Origin of the sequence: Roseateles cavernae (assembly GCF_040187885.1) — a bacterium.
In the GTDB taxonomy this organism is placed as follows: Bacteria; Pseudomonadota; Gammaproteobacteria; order Burkholderiales; family Burkholderiaceae_C; genus Roseateles_E; species Roseateles_E cavernae.
The window spans coordinates 782,713-797,736 of sequence record NZ_JBDPLH010000002.1 but is presented as its reverse complement, the minus strand read 5'-3'; the positions used below and the strand labels follow the sequence as shown (position 1 = coordinate 797,736).

Sequence of the window (15,024 nt, the reverse complement as noted above, 5' to 3'; positions counted from 1 at the left end):
AGATGAATCTCGGCGGCGAAGGATTCGGACATTGCGCTTTAACGTGGAAGTGAGGGGCAGCCGGAGCGAAGCGGAGGGAACCAAAAGCGCAGCTTGTGGCTGTCCCGCTCGACTGTAGTGTTAGACCGATTACGCACAATCGACCCCACGAAGTCTGAGAGACGAACACACTCTATCAACGACTGCATCGCTCTCTCCGTCAGAGATGAAGTACTGACCATTTTGAATGGCGTGGTAGCCGCTCGGAAGACCAAAAACCGGTGGGTCGTAGTTCTTCACATAGCCTTCAAGATAGTAATTCCAGTCGCTCGGCCCACCAGGCTTGTTTGAGAACACAGTCTCGAATTGCCGTAACCACTTGGCGAATGCCGTATTGATTTTGTGTAGCTCTGGGAAACTTGCTTTCAATGCTGACGAGAGAAAGTGAACTTCGCCGACAGACCACAATGCTCCACGTACTTCACGTGGCAGATAGAGCATTACAACGGGTGAGGCTTTGGGGTCAATCGCGCCAGCTGCGGTGTATGCAAGCTGGCCGAAGGCACGAAAGTAAAGAACGATAGCTCGATCAGTCTCGGTTTCTTCTGGAGGCACGGGCAAAGCTTTGAACCACTGGCGCACAGAGCTCGTAGCCGCAGGGTCTTCGATGAACCGATAGACGGTGCTCATGGTGTGCGGTCTAACGTAGAGGTGAGTGGACGCCGAAGGCGGTCCGCTCGAACGACAGGTTCAACCGCAAGGAGTGCGGTGAGTGAAGTGCGGGACTATGCATGGCCAACATGAAACTCGCCGACCGCGCCCGACGAAGGCAAATCGAGTTCCGCATGCATGGAGGCAATGACAGCCGCAACTGTCTCGCTCGCTGGCGTGCCACGATTTTCAGCTACTGCATTGCCGATGTGTCTCACAAGGTCGGCCAGAAGAATTCCCCAGGCCTTAGCCTCAGCGTGCCCAGCAGCTTCAAAGAACCCAACATTCAGTGTGCAGTGAAGCCCCTGCTCTGCGATCCATGCGCTAAGCATCTGCACGGAGTTTTCGTCCCGCTGCGCGGATGGGGGGATGACAAGTGTCCTCATAGTGCGGTGCTAGCTCCAGCGGTTTTTCTTGCTGTTGAACGTCGAAGCTCAGCGGGCGGCGAAGCCGTCCGCTGGAGCGACCGGTTGGGCAGCGAGGTTGGCCTGCGATAGGCGAAGCGCCGCTGCGGCACGCTGACGAACTTGCTGCGGGAACTGCTTCGTAGAACTGCCCGCGATTCGCTGCAATTCGTGAGCTGCCTCCGCAGTCAGCGGGCACCCCTGCTCTGCCCACTGAATAGCCCGTTCAACCCAGTAGGGCCCTGGATAGCGAAGGCCCATGAGAAACGCTGCGCTACTTGCGGATGCATCCTCTCGGACCGCGTCCGACCACGGGCGCTCCAGATAGAGAAGGGTAGAGGGCGACGGCATAACCTGTACTCTTTGCTGCTCAACGTTGAAGCTGAGCCGCGAGCGGCTGCTTGCCGACGCGAGTCGGCTCGAGCGACAGGTTAGGCGTCATTTTCTCGCCACCGCTTCGAGCTCGTGAACGTGAATGGAACGGGCTAAGCCTTCGCCCCCAGCGGTCGCGCAACTAGCGCACCATCTAGCTCGCTCTAGAGCGAAGCCAAGCATTGCATTGTGGATGCTCGGTGAGCTGGCCTGCGCCAATGCAGCCTGAAGCGCGACTGCCGCGTAGTCGCAGTCACGAAACCATCCAAGCTGATCGGACGCCGCGTCCAGGCGCGCGAAGAGTGGAGGAAGCAGTGCTTCATTCTCGGAAAGTGCAATTCGCTCGACCAAGCGGTCGGCTTCGGCAGTGCTGCCACCGCGCCTCGCCACCTCATCTCTAAACGCGACCAGTTCGTCCATGTGACGCCTAACGTGTTGTAGGGAGACAGGCACTGCGCCCTAACGCCGGGACGTGCTGAATAACATCGGGCAGCAGATGCCGTCCAAGTCTTTGCTGTGATTTCATTTTCTCCCTTTGACTGTATGCGCATACAGCACTAAATTTCCTGCAAGTCCGGCGGCTTGTTTTGTGCGTCTTACCTCTGTTCTCTGCGCCGGGGCTTGGAGGCTTTATGTTGCCATCATCGCCCGGGTCGTTGCCAGCACGCAAAACCCTGAGGCCGTCGGCGGCGCACGGGGCGACGGCGGCCCTGCCGCCGCTGCGGTCGACCAAGCTGCTGGACCAGTTGCGTGAACGCATACGTTATCTGCACTACAGCCGGCGCACCGAGGAGGCCTATGTGTTCTGATATCGCGCCTTCGTGCGCTGGCACGGCCTGCGCCACCCGGCCGAGATGGGCGGGGCCGAGGTGGAGGCTTTTCTAGCCTATCTGGCCGCCGATCGCGGCCTGGCACCGTCCACCCACAGGCAGGCGCTGTCCGCCCTACTCTTTCTCTATGACAAGGTGCTGGGCCTGAGCCTGCCCTGGATGGCCGAGATCGGCCGGCCGCAGACGCAGCGACGCCTGCCGGTGGTCTTGTCGGTCGAAGAAGTGCAGGCCTTGTTCGCGCAGATGGCGGCGGCTGCTGCTGCCGACGGCGGCAGCGAGCATCTGCTGTTGACCAAGCTGCTCTATGGCACCGGGCTGCGCATCAGCGAGGCCCTGCAACTGCGCGTGAAGGATCTGGACTTCGAGCACCAGGCGCTGATCGTGCGCTCGGGCAAGGGCGGCAAGGACCGCGTGGTGATGCTGCCGCAGACCCTGCATGCCGAGTTGCGCGCCCAGCTCGCTGATGCGCACCGGCTCTGGGCCGCCGATGCTGCGTCCGGCCAGAGCGGCGTGGAGATGCCGCATGCACTGGAGCGCAAGTACCCCAGAGCAGGGCACAGCTGGGCGTGGTTCTGGGTCTTCCCGCAAGACCATCTGTCCACCGATCCCCGCAGCGGCGTGATCCGCCGCCACCATCTCTACGACCAGACCTTTCAGCGGGCCTTCAAGCGTGCGCTGATCGCAGCCGCCCTCGCCAAGCCGGCCACGCCGCACACGCTGCGCCACTGCTTCGCCACCCATCTGCTGCAGGCCGGCTACGACATCCGCACGGTTCAGGAGTTGCTGGGCCACGCCGACGTCGCCACGACCATGATCTACACCCATGTGCTCAAGGTCGGCGGCGCCGCCGTGCGCAGCCCGCTTGATGCGCTGCTGCCGCCCGGCCGCCTGCGGGAAACCCCGGGACTCACGCCGTCCGGCCGAGCGGTGTAAAAGGCAGCCTCGCCCATCCTGTCGTCAACACGCCGAGGTTTCTCAGCCATGAATCACGAAGCAATGCCAACAGCAGCCGTCGCAACCGCGCCCGCCCTCAACCCCGCCCAGTTCGACCCCGAGCTGTGGTGCCTGTTCGACCAGTATGTGCATGGCGACATCGACCGCCGCGGCTTTCTGGACCGGGCGGCGCGCTTCGCGCTGGCCAGCGGCACCACCGCAGCGGCGCTGCTGGCGGCGCTGAGCCCGGACTTCGCACAGGCGCAGAAGGTGGCGCCGGGCGATGCGCGGGTCAAGGCCGAGTTCGTCGAGTTCGCATCGCCGGCCGGCTATGGCAAGGTGCGCGCCTACGTGACGCGGCCGGCCCAGGCGCCGGGCCCGCTGCCGGTGGTGCTGGTGATCCACGAGAACCGCGGCCTGAATCCGCATATCGAGGACATCGCGCGGCGCCTGGCGCTGGACGGCTTCATCGCGGTCGCGCCCGATGCGCTGTTCCCGCTGGGCGGCTATCCGGGCGACGAGGACAAGGCCCGCACATTGTTCGCCACGCTCGACCAGGCCAAGACGCGCGAGGACTTCGTCGCCGCCGCCGGCTTTGCCCGCACGGTCACCGGCGGCAATGGCAAGCTCGGCGCGGTGGGCTTCTGCTATGGCGGCGGCATGGTGAACTTCCTGGCCACGCGGCTGCCCGAGCTGCAGTCCGGCACGGCCTTCTACGGCGCGCCGGCCGCGACGGAGCAGGTGGGCCAGATCAAGGCCGAGCTGCTGATCATCTTTGCCGAGAACGACGAGCGCATCAACGCCGCCTGGCCCGCTTACGAGGCCGCACTGAAAAGCGCCGGCACCAAGCACGAGGCCTTCAAGTACGCCGGCACCCAGCACGGCTTCAACAACGACACCACGCCGCGCTACGACGCCAATGCCGCGCAGCAGGCCTGGGCGCGCACACTGGCCCTGTTCAACCGGACCTTGCGCTGAGGGTTCAGCGCGGCTGGCGCGAGAGCCACCAGGCCGCCGCCAGCCGTCCGACCTCGGCCAGCACCGCCTGGTCCTGATCGCGCATGCGATCGTGCTGGCCCGGGCCTTCGTAGTAGGCCGACACGATCAGCGGCGAACGGCCGAGGGGCCAGGCGATCGCGACATCGTTGAGCTTGTCGGCAATGCCCGGGCCCGTGAAGGTGCCGGTCTTGTCGCCGGCCTTCCAGCCCGGCGGGAAACCGGCGCGCAGGCGCTTCAGGCCGGTGTCGGTCGCGATCATCCACCGGGCCAGCCGCTCGCGCGAGGCCGGCGCCAGCCAATCGGAATTCAAGAGCCGGTCGGTCGTACGGGCCATCGCCAGCGGCGTGCTGGTGTCCCTGAGCTCGCCGGCGTGGACCACATCGACCACATTCATCTGCGGCTCGTAGCGGTCCAGCCGGGTCTCGTCATCGCCCAGCTCACGCAGCCTGGCCGTCAGGCCGGCCGGGCCGCCGAGCTCGCGCAGCAGCAGATTGGCGGCGACGTTGTCGCTGGTGGTCTGCGTGGCCTCGGCCAGCGCGGCGATGCTCATGCGGCCGGCCGCCAGATGCTTGGACGTGACGGGGGCATGGGGCACCATATCGGCCGGCCCGTAGCGCAGCGGCCGATCGAGCTGCAGCCGACCCTGGTCGGCCTCGCGCAGCACCACGCCGGCCAGCGGCAGCTTGAAGGTGGAGCACAGCGCAAAGCGCTCCTGCCAGCGGTGGCCGATCAGCACGCCATCGGCGCAGTCCAGCACGGCCACGCCGAGCCGGCCGCCGGCCCTGTGTTCCAGCGCGGCAAAGGGGGCATGGGCCGTCACCACGGCATTGGCGACGCCGGGCAGGCCGCCCAGCAGCAGCGAGGAGGCGCCGGCCTGCAGCAAGAGTTGGCGACGAGAGAGCTTGTTCATCGGTATTGGTTCCACGGGATAGATGTTCTTGGCTCAGCCCTGCAGCGCAGCGCGGATGCGCTCCAGATCGGCCTCGCGCTGCGCGGCGTCCGGCGCCCCCAGCAGGACCACGCTCAGACGCCGCCCCTGCAGGCGCATCTGCAGGGCCACGCAGCGCCCGGCCGCCTGTGTGAAGCCGGTCTTGGCCAGCAGCATGGGCCAGCCGGGGGCGCCGACCAGCGGGTTGCTGTGGAGGGATTCCGTCGGCCTGCCATCGACCAGCACGCGGGCCCGCGCCGCGCCGGCGGCTTGCCGTATCAGCGGCTCGCTGGCGGCGGCCTCGAGCAGACGGGCCACATCGGCGGCGCTGGCCCGGCTGCTGGACGGCACGCCGGTCGGGTGGCGCAACTCTGCCGTCTGCAGACCCAGGCTGCGGGCCTTGTCCTGCGTGGCCTGCTCGAAGGCGGCCAGGCCGCCCGGATAGTGGCGCGCCAGCAGCTGGGCGGCGCGGTTGTCGGAGGACTGCAGCATCAAGGTCAGGGCCGCCTCGCGGCTCAGCCGCTGGCCCGGCCGCAGCGACGCGCTGCTGAAGGGGCTGGCCCGCACATCCTCGCGCGAGACGCTCAGCTGCTGCTGCAGGTCCTGCCCCGCGTCCAGCACCACCAGGGCCGTCATCAGCTTGCTGATCGAGGCAATCGGCACCGCCTGCTGCGCGTTGCGCGCCAGCAGCACCTCGCCGGAATCGGCATCCAGCACCAGCGCATGGCTGGAGGCCAGCGCCAGGTTGGTGGGCAAGTGAGGGCCGGCGCTGGCAGGGACTGCGCTTGCCACGCCGGCCTGCGCCGTGGCGTTGCGCACGCCGGCCAGCGGCAGCACGCCGGCCAGCAGGCCCAGCAAGAGCAGCGCGGACAGCAGCCGCGGCCCCTCCCCGGCCGGCGGCGCGCGCCGGACCAGGGCGTGCACCCGCTGCAGCAGTTCTCCGCCCTGGGCCGCCGCAGCCAGCGCCGGCGCCTGCGGACCGAGCGCCAGCGCCTGCAAGGCCTCGGCCAGCTGGCGCGGCGCGCCGAGCTGCTCGGCCGCCAGCGCGTCGGCCACCAGCTCGCGCTCGATCCGCAGCCGCCGCGACAGCCACCAGATGACGGGGTGGAAGAACAGCAAGGCCTCCACCACCTTCTGCAGCAGATGGGCCAGATAGTCCCAGCGCCGCACATGGGCCAGCTCGTGCGCCAGCAAGGCCTCCAGCAGCGGCGCCGGCAGGCCCGTCAGCAGGCCGGCCGGCAGCAGCACGACCGGCCGCCACCAGCCGACGGTGAAGGGACCGGCGGCCACGTCGACCGCGGCGGGCAGCACGCGCAGCGCCACCGACGGGCCCAGGCCCATGCGGCGGGCCAGCTGATCCAGGCGGGTCTGCCACAGCGCCGGCGCGGGCCGGCTGCGGCGGCGCCAGCGCGCGACGCAGGCCAGGCCGGCAAGCAGGCGCAAGCTCATCAGCGCGACGCCCAGCAACCAGGCCCAGGCCAGGCCCTGGCGCCAGGGCGTCTGCGTCGCCCAGCGATCGGGCTCCTCGGCCTGTTGTGACTGCACGCCGCCGTGGCTCTGGGCCTTGAGCGCGCCGCCGCCCCAGAGCGGCTGCGCCGCCGGTGTGGCCGGCGGGGTCTGCGCCTCGGCCCAGCGCGCCCCGAACTGCAGCGCCGCCAGCAGCAGGCTCAGCAGCAGGGCCACGGCGCACACCGCATAGCGCAGGCGGGCGGCGCTGTGGCGCAGCATGTGCAGCAACAGCGCGGCCAGCGCGCCCAGCACACCGAGCTGCCACAGCAGCTGCAGCAAGGTGTCGCTGAGCGGCTGCCCCCAGAGGGTCCAGCCCGTGCCGCTCATGAGCGCTTGCCTTTGCCGGCCGCATCGCCCTGGCTCAGCAGCTGCGCGATCTCGTCGCGCTCCTGCGAGCTGACCTGGGTCTTCAGCGCGGCCATCACCAGGGCCTTGCCGGAGCCGCCGAAGAGCTTGGAGACCATGTCCTTGAGCAGCTGCTGCTGCAGCTTGTGCTGCGCGTGGGCGGCCGCGTAGACCTGCGGGCGCTGGCCCTCGTCGCGCGTCAGCAGGCCCTTGCTGTGCATCAGCTGCAGCTGGCGCAGCACATTGGCCTCGGTGATCTCGGGCCGCTCGAGCTTCAGCGCCTCATGCGCCTGGCGGGCCGTGCAAGCCCCTTCGCGCCAGATGACGCGCAGCAGATCCAGCTCGGCGGCGGTGGGTTTGGGGAGTGATGATGAACGAGCCATGAATTCAGAATAACTTTTCTAGAAAACATTGTCTAGAACTTTTATTCTGAACATGACGCTACAAGGGAATCTCCGTCGTCGACAGCACCTGCTTGAGCACCATGAAGCTGCGGATCTGCCGCACGCCCGGCAGATAGAGCAGCTGCTCGGCATGCAGGCGGTTGAAGCTGTCGCTGTCCTTGGTGCGCAGCATCATGAAGTAGTCGAACTCGCCGGTCACGACATGGCATTCCATGCAGCCGGAGATCTTGGCGGCGGACTTCTCGAAGGCGGCGAAGGACTCCGGCGTCGAGCGGTCCAGCACCACGCCGATGATGACCAGCATGCCGGCATCCAGCGCCGGTGGGTCCAGCAGGGCCACGGTCGCGCGTATCAGACCGGCGCGGCGCAGGCGCTCGACCCGGCGCAGGCAGGCCGGCGGGCTCAGATGCACCTTCTCGGCCAGCGCCACATTCGAGATCGAGGCGTCGCGCTGCAGCGCGCGCAACAGCGTCTTGTCGGTGCGATCCAGCGCGATCGCCTCGGGGGCCGCGAGCTTCGCCTGGCCACGAACTTTTGTTGTGCTCAATTCAATTATCCAGCAATAGGAAGCCACATCATGAGCAAACAGTCAGCAAGAAGTTTGCCAGCCCATCAATCTTTGCAACCCTGTGTACAGGCATTCTTCCTAACATTCCCAGCGCAGCCAAGCTCTTCCCTCTCTCCCCGGAGTCTTCACATGAATCTGCAACGTTTCCCCCGCCACCCGCTGACCTTCGGCCCCTCGCCCATCCAGCCGCTGAAGCGCCTGAGCGCTGCGCTCGGCGGCGAGGTGGAGCTCTATGCCAAGCGCGAGGACTGCAATAGCGGCCTGGCCTTCGGCGGCAACAAGACCCGCAAGCTGGAGTACCTGATCCCCGAGGCCATCGCCGGCGGCTACGACACCCTGGTCTCGATCGGTGGCATCCAGTCCAACCAGACCCGCCAGGTCGCGGCCGTCGCCGCCCATCTGGGCATGAAGTGCGTGCTGGTGCAGGAGAACTGGGTCAACTACTCGGACGCGGTCTACGACCGGGTCGGCAATATCGAGATGTCGCGCATCATGGGCGCCGATGTGCGCCTGGACGCGGCCGGCTTCGACATCGGCATCCGCCCGAGCTGGCAGCAGGCGATGGACGATGTGAAGGCGCGCGGCGGCAAGCCTTTCCCGATCCCGGCCGGCTGCTCCGAGCACCCTTACGGCGGCCTGGGCTTCGTCGGCTTCGCCGAGGAGGTGCGCGCGCAGGAAGCCGAGCTGGGCTTCAAGTTCGACTACATCGTCGTCTGCTCGGTGACCGGCAGCACGCAGGCCGGCATGGTGGTGGGCTTCGCGGCCGACGGCCGCGCCGACAAGGTGATCGGCATCGACGCCTCGGCCAAGCCGGCACAGACCCATGCACAGATCCTGCGCATCGCCCAGCACACCGCCGAGCTGGTCGAGCTGGGCCGGCCCATCGTGGCCGCCGACGTGGTGCTGGACACCCGCTACGGCGGGCCCGAGTACGGCCTGCCCAGCGAGGGCACGCTGGAAGCGATACGCCTGTGTGCGCGCACCGAGGGCATGCTGACCGACCCGGTCTACGAGGGCAAGTCGATGCAGGGAATGATCGACATGGTGCGCAAGGGCGAGTTCCCCGCAGGCTCGCGGGTGCTCTACGCCCACCTGGGCGGCGTCCCCGCATTGAACGCCTACAGCTTCCTCTTCCGCAACGGTTGACATCAGCAGACAGGAGCCAGCGCATGCACCCGACCGATGTCGACGAGGAACTTCAGGAGTGGTGTGCGGCGCTGGACGGCCTGCTCGCCGCCTGGGGGCCGCATGAAGGCCGCGAACGTGCGGCGGCCCTGCTGGACGGCCTGCTGGCGCATGCGCGCCAGCAGCAGCTGCCCTGGCGGCCGGCCGCCGTCACGCCCTATCTGAACAGCGTGCCGCTGGCCCAGCAGCCGCCCTACCCCGGCGACCTGGCCATCGAGCAGCGGCTCTCGGCCATGCTGCGCTGGAACGCACTGGCGATGGTGGTGCGCGCCAATGCCGCGCACGGCGAGCTCGGCGGGCACATCGCCAGCTACGCCTCGGCGGCCGATCTGTTCGAGGTCGGCTTCCAGCATTTCTTCCGCGGCCCCGCAGCGCCGCAGGGGGCCGATCTGGTGTATTTCCAGCCGCATTCGGCGCCGGGCGTCTATGCGCGCGCCTTTCTGGAGGGCCGACTCGATGAGGACGCACTGCGCCACTACCGCCAGGAACTCAGCGCGCAGAAGCAGGGGATCCAGGGACTCAGCTCCTACCCGCACCCCTATCTGATGCCGGAGTTCTGGCAGTTCCCGACCGGGTCCATGGGCATAGGCCCGATCAATGCGATCTACCAGGCCCGCTTCATGCGCTATCTGGCCGACCGCGGCCTGCAGGCCACCGAGCAGCGCAAGGTCTGGGGCTTTTTCGGCGACGGCGAGATGGACGAACCGGAGTCGATCGCCGCGCTGACCCTGGCCGCGCGCGAGAACCTCGACAACTGCGTCTTCGTGANGCGCTATCTGGCCGACCGCGGCCTGCAGGCCACCGAGCAGCGCAAGGTCTGGGGCTTTTTCGGCGACGGCGAGATGGACGAACCGGAGTCGATCGCCGCGCTGACCCTGGCCGCGCGCGAGAACCTCGACAACTGCGTCTTCGTGATCAACTGCAATCTGCAGCGCCTGGACGGCCCGGTGCGCGGCAATGGCCGCATCGTCGACGAGCTGGAAGCGCTGTTCGCCGGCGCCGGCTGGCATGTCGTCAAATGCCTGTGGGGCTCCGAGTGGGACGAGCTGCTGGCGCGCGACGAGACTCATGCGATCGCGCGGGCCTTCGCGCGCACCGTGGACGGCGAGTTCCAGACGCTGAGCGCCAACGACGGCGCCTTCAACCGCCGCAGCTTCTTCAGCCAGTCGCCCGAGCTGCAGGCCCTGGTCGCCCACCTGGCCGACGAGGACATAGACCGGCTGCGCCGCGGCGGCCATGATCCGGTCAAGATCCACGCCGCCTTCGCGCGCGCCCGCGCTCATCGCGGCCAGCCCACCGTCGTGCTGGCCAAGACCATGAAGGGCTATGGCATGGGCACCGCCGGCCAGGGCCGCATGACTTCGCACCAGCAGAAGAAACTCGGCACGGACGATTTGCTGGCTTTTCGCGAGCGCTTTGCGCTGCCGCTCAGCGACGCCCAGGTGGCCGAGGCGGCCTTCTACAAGCCGGCCGAGGACAGCGCCGAGATGCGCTATCTGCAGACGCGCCGCGCGGCGCTCGGCGGCTCTCTGCCGGCCCGCGCGACGCTGGCGCCGCCGCTGCCGGTGCCAGGTCTTGCCGAGACGGCCGGCTTCGCGCTGCAAGCCGACGGCAAGAGCATGAGCACGACGATGGCCTTTGTGCGCCAGCTGGCGGCGCTGATCAAGGACCAGCGCCTGGGCCCGCGCATCGTGCCCATCGTCGCCGACGAGGCACGCACTTTCGGCATGGCCAGCCTGTTCCGCCAGGTCGGCATCTACGCCCCCTTCGGCCAGCTCTACCAGCCCGAGGACGCCGGCTCGATGCTGGCCTACCGCGAGGACAAGAGCGGGCAGATTCTCGAAGAGGGCATCAGCGAGGCCGGCGCGCTGTCGTCATGGACGGCGGCGGCCACCAGCTACTCGACGCACGGGCTGGCCATGCTGCCCTTCTACATCTTCTACAGCATGTTCGGCTTCCAGCGGGTCGGCGACCTGATCTGGGCCGCGGCCGACCAGCGCGCGCGCGGCTTCCTGATCGGCGCCACCGCCGGCCGCACCACGCTGGGCGGCGAAGGCCTGCAACACCAGGACGGCCACAGCCCGCTGTTCGCCTCCACCGTGCCGAACTGCCGCGCCTATGACCCGGCCTTCGCCGGCGAGCTGGCCCTCATCATCGACCACGGCATGCGCCGCATGCTGGAGCAGCAGGTCGACGAGTTCTACTACCTGACCGTCACCAACGAGAACGTCGTCAACCCCAGCCTGCCCGAGGCCGACCATGCCGGCGTGCTGCGCGGCATCTACCGGCTGCGCAGCGGCCCGGCCGCGCTGCCGCAGCGGGTGCAGCTGTTTGGCAGCGGCGCCATCATGGGCGAGGTGCTGAAGGCCGCGGCCCAACTGGAGGAACAGCATGGCATCGCCGCCGATGTCTGGAGCGTCACCAGCTATATCGAACTGGCGCGCGAGGGCGCGGAGCAGGAGCGGCTGTGGCGCCACGGCCTGAAGCCGGCGGTCGACAGCTGGCTGGAACAGCAGCTGCGCGCCAGCAGCGGCCCCATCATTGCGGCCAGCGACTATGTGCGCGCGCTGCCCGAACTGGTGCGCGCCTACCTGCCGCCGGGGCGGCGCTACCTGACCCTGGGCACCGACGGCTTCGGCCGCAGCGATTCGCGCGCCGAGCTGCGCGCGCATTTCGAGGTCGACGCCGCCGCCATCGTGCAGGCCGGCCTGCGCGCGGTCCAGGAAGTCTGCAAGGCCGAGAACGCCTGCGAGCAGAGCCGTCTGGCCGCGCTGGTGTCGATGGCGCCGACCTAGCGGCCCGGCGGCCCGGCAACGACACGGTCGCGGCCGCCGTCCTTGGCCCGGTAGAGCGCGCCGTCGGCGGCCATGATCAGCTGTGCCATCGTCATTGATTGTGACGGGTCGACCACGGCCAGGCCGATGCTGACACTGACGCGCGGGCCGGTGGAGCAGCTTCCGTGCTCGATGCCCAGGGCCGCGACCGCGGTCCGGGCGGCTTCGGCGGTGTGCCGGGCGCCCGCCAGGTCGGTGTCCGGCAGTATCAGCGCGAACTCCTCGCCGCCGTAGCGCGCGGCCATGTCAGCCGGCCGGCGGCAGCAGGCCTGCAGCGCTGCCGCCAGCCGCTTCAGGCATTGGTCGCCGGCATGATGGCCGTAGTGGTCGTTATAGGCCTTGAAGTGGTCGACATCGATCAGCACCAGGGCCAGGGCTCTTTTGTGGCGCACCGCCACCGCCATCTGCTCGGCCAGATAGCGATCGAAGGCGCGCCGGTTCGCCAGCTCGGTCAGCCCGTCCTGCTGCGACAGCTGCCAGAGCTGGTCGTTGGCCGCGCTCAGATCGGCCGACAGCCGCACCAGCCGCGCATAGTGCCGGGCGTTCTCGCTCAGGAGCACGATCAGCAGAAAGCCGGCCGCCAGCAGGCCGTAGATGCGGCCGGCATACCAGCCCAGGTCGTAGCGGCCGGTGTTCAGGATGGCCGCCAGCGCCAGGTCGAACAGCCACACGGCCATCACCACCAGCAGCCAGACATCGAGCACCGTGCGCGGCCGGCGCCACCAGACCATGGCCAGCGCCAGCACGCTCAGGGTCCAGACGCCCAGCAGGAAGGCTCGCCCGGCAGCGGTGGTCCGGTCCCCCTGCAGAAACACCGGCAGACGCTCGTGCGCTGCGGTCGCAAAAGCCGTGAATCCGGCCACCAGGGCCAGCACCAGCACCACCATCAGGACGATGCCAATCAGTGCCCGCAGGCGCCGCGCACGGCTGAAGCGCGGCCGACCGGGGCCGCTGGTCTTGGCCATCGCATAGGCCATCACCATCAGCGGAAAACCGCCATGCCAGAACATATACAGGGCCGACGAGGTCTGCGGCCCCGAGCCCAGCAAGCCCGTCGCGGCGAACAGGCCCGGGAAGATCAGCGCATAGGCAGCGGTGGCGGCGGCGGTGAAGAGATAGCCGCCGCCCAGGATCAGCAGTTCCAGCGACTGCAAGGCCCGGTACTGGCTGAACAGCAGCACAGCCGTGATCAGATCGCAGATCACCAGCGCGGTGACATAGATAGGGATGAAGGCGGGCAGTTTGGCCAGCGGCGTGGCGGCAAAGGGAAGCGCCGCCACGAAGACCATGGCCGACAGGGCGACAAGGCCCAGCGCGGCGCGGAACTCGCGCGGCCCGGCCGGCTCGGTCGAGAGATGCCCCCAGAATTCACGCGCCTGGCCTGCTTGCATAGGGCCACCGTTGAAAACTGACCGCTCCCTGGTCGCTATGCCTCAGTCTATGACGGTCGCGGCCTGCCGGGGCCCTCTTTTGATCCCCCGTTGCGAGGGGTCAGCGGCGGGCCGCGAACGAGCTCAAGGCCTCGCCGGTCATGCGGCAGATGCGCCACTCGGGCAGCACGCTGGCGCCCATCTTCTCGTAGAAGCGGATCGCGTCCTCGTTCCAGTCCAGCACGGTCCAGTCGAAGCGGCCGTAGTCGCGCTCGACGGCGATCTGCGCCAGGCGCTGCAGCAGGCCCTTGCCCAGCCCGCTGCGGCGATGCGCGGGACGCACATAGAGATCTTCCAGATAGAGGCCGGGCTTGGCCAGAAAGGTGCTGAAGTTGGTGAAGAACAGCGCGAAGCCCACCATCTCCCCGTCGATCTCGCCGACCAGGGCCTCGACCACCGGCTTCGGGCCAAACAGATGCGGGTGCAGCTTGTCGGCCGTCAGCTGCAGCATATGCGTGAGATTCTCGAACTCGGCCAGCTCGGCGATCAGGTCGGCGATGGCCGGCACATCGCTACTCTGGGCGGGGCGTATCGTGTAGGTGCTCATGGCCGCATTGTCCACGCAGCTTGTCGCCGGGCCGACAGCCTGCCGGCACTGCTTGTCCTACAGTCGCCCGCATGATGCCCATCGCCTACACCGCACGCCGCCCGCACCGCAGCCAGTTCATCTCCTTGCGGGGCCTGCGCCACCACGTCCTGAGCTGGGGCCGGCCCGAGCTCGCGACCACCGAACGGCCGACGCTGCTGATGCTGCATGGCTGGATGGATGTGGGCGCGTCCTTCCAGTTCGTCGTCGATGCGCTGGCCGATGAGCGCCACATCGTCGCGATGGACTGGCGCGGCTTCGGCCTCAGCGACGCCAGCGGCGCCGACAGCTACTGGTTCCCCGACTACCTGGGCGATCTCGACGCGCTGCTGGACGCCGTCGCGCCGGCCCGGGCGGTCGATCTGCTGGGTCACAGCATGGGCGGCAATGTGGTGATGAGCTATGCCGGGCTGCGGCCCGAGCGGATCCGCCGCCTGGTCAATCTGGAAGGCTTCGGCCTGCCCGAGACGCAGCCCGAGATGGCGCCGGCGCGCCTGATCGAGTGGCTGGACGATCTGAAGACGCCGCAAAGCCTGAAGCACTACGACAGCCTCGCCGGCGTGGCCCAGCGCCTGATGAAGACCAACCCGCGCCTGGCCGCCGACAAGGCCGCCTGGCTGGCGCCGCACTGGTCGCGCGAGCAGGACGGCCCCGAGGGCAAGACCTGGCACATCCTCGGTGATGCGGCCCACAAGCGCGCCAACCCCATCCTCTACCGCAAGGCCGAGATCCTGGCCTGCTGGCGCCGCATCAGCGCGCCGGTGCTCTGGGTCGAGGGCAGCGAGACGCAGATGAGCCAGTGGTGGGGCGACCGCTACCCGCGCGAGGACTTCGAGGCCCGGCTGGGCGCGGTGCCGCAGCTGCAGCGCGCGCGGCTGCAGGGCGCCGGCCATATGCTGCACCATGACCAGCCCGAGGCGCTGGCCGCGCGGCTGCAGGCCTTCCTGGGCGCCGACTGACAGCCCAGGCTATTCTTCGCCCATCAAAAAACTGCCACAGGCAGGGAG

Annotated in this window: 14 protein-coding genes and 2 pseudogenes; 7 read left to right on the top strand and 9 right to left on the bottom strand. The window is 68.2% G+C overall.

Going from position 1 to position 15,024, the window contains the following annotated elements; translation table 11 throughout:
• Positions 1-129: 129 nt before the first annotated feature.
• The 3 genes from ABGI63_RS10610 to ABGI63_RS10605 all read right to left on the bottom strand — a co-directional run bounded on the left by ABGI63_RS10610 (position 130) and on the right by ABGI63_RS10605 (position 1,886).
• Entirely contained in the window at positions 130-669 is a 540-nt protein-coding gene (locus ABGI63_RS10610) for a hypothetical protein (RefSeq protein ID WP_349742381.1), read from the bottom strand.
• Positions 670-764: 95 nt separating this feature from the next.
• On the bottom strand, positions 765-1,076 hold the full coding sequence (locus tag ABGI63_RS25875) for a DUF5076 domain-containing protein (RefSeq protein WP_432767398.1): 312 nt from the start codon (positions 1,074-1,076) through the stop codon (positions 765-767).
• A gap of 456 nt (positions 1,077-1,532) precedes the next feature.
• A complete protein-coding gene (locus ABGI63_RS10605; RefSeq protein WP_349742380.1) occupies positions 1,533-1,886 on the bottom strand; it encodes a hypothetical protein in 354 nt (117 codons plus the stop codon).
• Between the two features lie 236 nt (positions 1,887-2,122).
• Here ABGI63_RS10605 and ABGI63_RS25870 point away from each other — a divergent pair, with 236 nt between their 5' ends.
• The 3 genes from ABGI63_RS25870 (at position 2,123) to ABGI63_RS10595 (ending at position 4,207) form a co-directional block, all read left to right on the top strand.
• Positions 2,123-2,275, top strand: coding sequence for a hypothetical protein (locus ABGI63_RS25870; protein ID WP_432767397.1), 153 nt, complete (start codon positions 2,123-2,125; stop codon positions 2,273-2,275).
• Positions 2,276-2,287: 12 nt separating this feature from the next.
• Positions 2,288-3,229: an integron integrase gene (locus ABGI63_RS10600; protein WP_432767396.1), complete on the top strand. Its 942-nt coding sequence runs from the start codon at positions 2,288-2,290 to the stop codon at positions 3,227-3,229.
• 63 nt (positions 3,230-3,292) lie between these two features.
• The gene (locus tag ABGI63_RS10595) at positions 3,293-4,207 is read left to right on the top strand and encodes a dienelactone hydrolase family protein (protein WP_349742379.1); all 915 of its coding nucleotides are present in this window, start codon (positions 3,293-3,295) and stop codon (positions 4,205-4,207) included.
• A 4-nt stretch (positions 4,208-4,211) separates the two neighbouring features.
• Here ABGI63_RS10595 and bla read toward each other — a convergent pair whose 3' ends face one another.
• Genes bla through ABGI63_RS10575 form a run of 4 tightly spaced genes read right to left on the bottom strand, consistent with a single transcriptional unit; the run spans position 4,212 to position 7,961 of the window.
• Positions 4,212-5,138 (bottom strand): class A beta-lactamase, encoded by a 927-nt coding sequence (gene bla / locus ABGI63_RS10590; protein ID WP_349742378.1) that lies wholly within the window; start codon positions 5,136-5,138, stop codon positions 4,212-4,214.
• Positions 5,139-5,171: 33 nt separating this feature from the next.
• Positions 5,172-6,992, bottom strand: a complete 1,821-nt coding sequence (locus ABGI63_RS10585) for a M56 family metallopeptidase (protein WP_349742377.1) — start codon at positions 6,990-6,992, stop codon at positions 5,172-5,174.
• Entirely contained in the window at positions 6,989-7,393 is a 405-nt protein-coding gene (locus tag ABGI63_RS10580) for a BlaI/MecI/CopY family transcriptional regulator (protein WP_349742376.1), read from the bottom strand. Before ABGI63_RS10580 ends, ABGI63_RS10585 begins: the two co-directional genes overlap by 4 nt.
• Positions 7,394-7,451: 58 nt before the next feature.
• A complete protein-coding gene (locus ABGI63_RS10575) occupies positions 7,452-7,961 on the bottom strand; it encodes an Lrp/AsnC family transcriptional regulator (RefSeq protein WP_262969763.1) in 510 nt (169 codons plus the stop codon).
• 150 nt (positions 7,962-8,111) lie between these two features.
• On the opposite strand from ABGI63_RS10575, the gene ABGI63_RS10570 reads away from it, so the two are divergent.
• The 3 genes and pseudogenes from ABGI63_RS10570 to aceE form a co-directional block, all read left to right on the top strand.
• Complete coding sequence (locus ABGI63_RS10570) at positions 8,112-9,128, top strand: 1-aminocyclopropane-1-carboxylate deaminase (protein ID WP_349742375.1); 1,017 nt, start codon at positions 8,112-8,114, stop codon at positions 9,126-9,128.
• A 23-nt stretch (positions 9,129-9,151) separates the two neighbouring features.
• Positions 9,152-9,883: pseudogene (locus ABGI63_RS25865) on the top strand (pyruvate dehydrogenase (acetyl-transferring), homodimeric type); the annotation flags it as partial.
• Positions 9,884-9,937: 54 nt separating this feature from the next.
• Positions 9,938-11,962: pseudogene (aceE, locus tag ABGI63_RS10565) on the top strand (pyruvate dehydrogenase (acetyl-transferring), homodimeric type); the annotation flags it as partial.
• Here the strand turns inward: aceE and ABGI63_RS10560 are convergent.
• The gene (locus ABGI63_RS10560; protein WP_349742373.1) at positions 11,959-13,392 is read right to left on the bottom strand and encodes a sensor domain-containing diguanylate cyclase; all 1,434 of its coding nucleotides are present in this window, start codon (positions 13,390-13,392) and stop codon (positions 11,959-11,961) included. The pseudogene aceE and the gene ABGI63_RS10560 sit on opposite strands and share 4 nt — an antisense overlap.
• A gap of 100 nt (positions 13,393-13,492) precedes the next feature.
• On the bottom strand, positions 13,493-13,978 hold the full coding sequence (locus tag ABGI63_RS10555) for a GNAT family N-acetyltransferase (RefSeq protein WP_349742372.1): 486 nt from the start codon (positions 13,976-13,978) through the stop codon (positions 13,493-13,495).
• Between the two features lie 71 nt (positions 13,979-14,049).
• Here ABGI63_RS10555 and ABGI63_RS10550 point away from each other — a divergent pair, with 71 nt between their 5' ends.
• On the top strand, positions 14,050-14,976 hold the full coding sequence (locus tag ABGI63_RS10550; protein ID WP_349742371.1) for an alpha/beta fold hydrolase: 927 nt from the start codon (positions 14,050-14,052) through the stop codon (positions 14,974-14,976).
• The last annotated feature ends 48 nt before the right edge of the window (positions 14,977-15,024 follow it).

Coding starts and splice junctions, on each gene's coding strand:
- ABGI63_RS10550 (WP_349742371.1), top strand. CDS start 14,050: ATGATGCCCATCGCCTACACCGCACGCCGCCCGCACCGCAGCCAGTTC.
- ABGI63_RS10555 (WP_349742372.1), bottom strand. CDS start 13,978: ATGAGCACCTACACGATACGCCCCGCCCAGAGTAGCGATGTGCCGGCC.
- bla (WP_349742378.1), bottom strand. CDS start 5,138: ATGAACAAGCTCTCTCGTCGCCAACTCTTGCTGCAGGCCGGCGCCTCC.
- ABGI63_RS25875 (WP_432767398.1), bottom strand. CDS start 1,076: ATGAGGACACTTGTCATCCCCCCATCCGCGCAGCGGGACGAAAACTCC.
- ABGI63_RS10570 (WP_349742375.1), top strand. CDS start 8,112: ATGAATCTGCAACGTTTCCCCCGCCACCCGCTGACCTTCGGCCCCTCG.
- ABGI63_RS10560 (WP_349742373.1), bottom strand. CDS start 13,392: ATGCAAGCAGGCCAGGCGCGTGAATTCTGGGGGCATCTCTCGACCGAG.
- ABGI63_RS10585 (WP_349742377.1), bottom strand. CDS start 6,992: ATGAGCGGCACGGGCTGGACCCTCTGGGGGCAGCCGCTCAGCGACACC.
- ABGI63_RS10610 (WP_349742381.1), bottom strand. CDS start 669: ATGAGCACCGTCTATCGGTTCATCGAAGACCCTGCGGCTACGAGCTCT.
- ABGI63_RS10595 (WP_349742379.1), top strand. CDS start 3,293: ATGCCAACAGCAGCCGTCGCAACCGCGCCCGCCCTCAACCCCGCCCAG.
- ABGI63_RS10580 (WP_349742376.1), bottom strand. CDS start 7,393: ATGGCTCGTTCATCATCACTCCCCAAACCCACCGCCGCCGAGCTGGAT.
- ABGI63_RS10605 (WP_349742380.1), bottom strand. CDS start 1,886: ATGGACGAACTGGTCGCGTTTAGAGATGAGGTGGCGAGGCGCGGTGGC.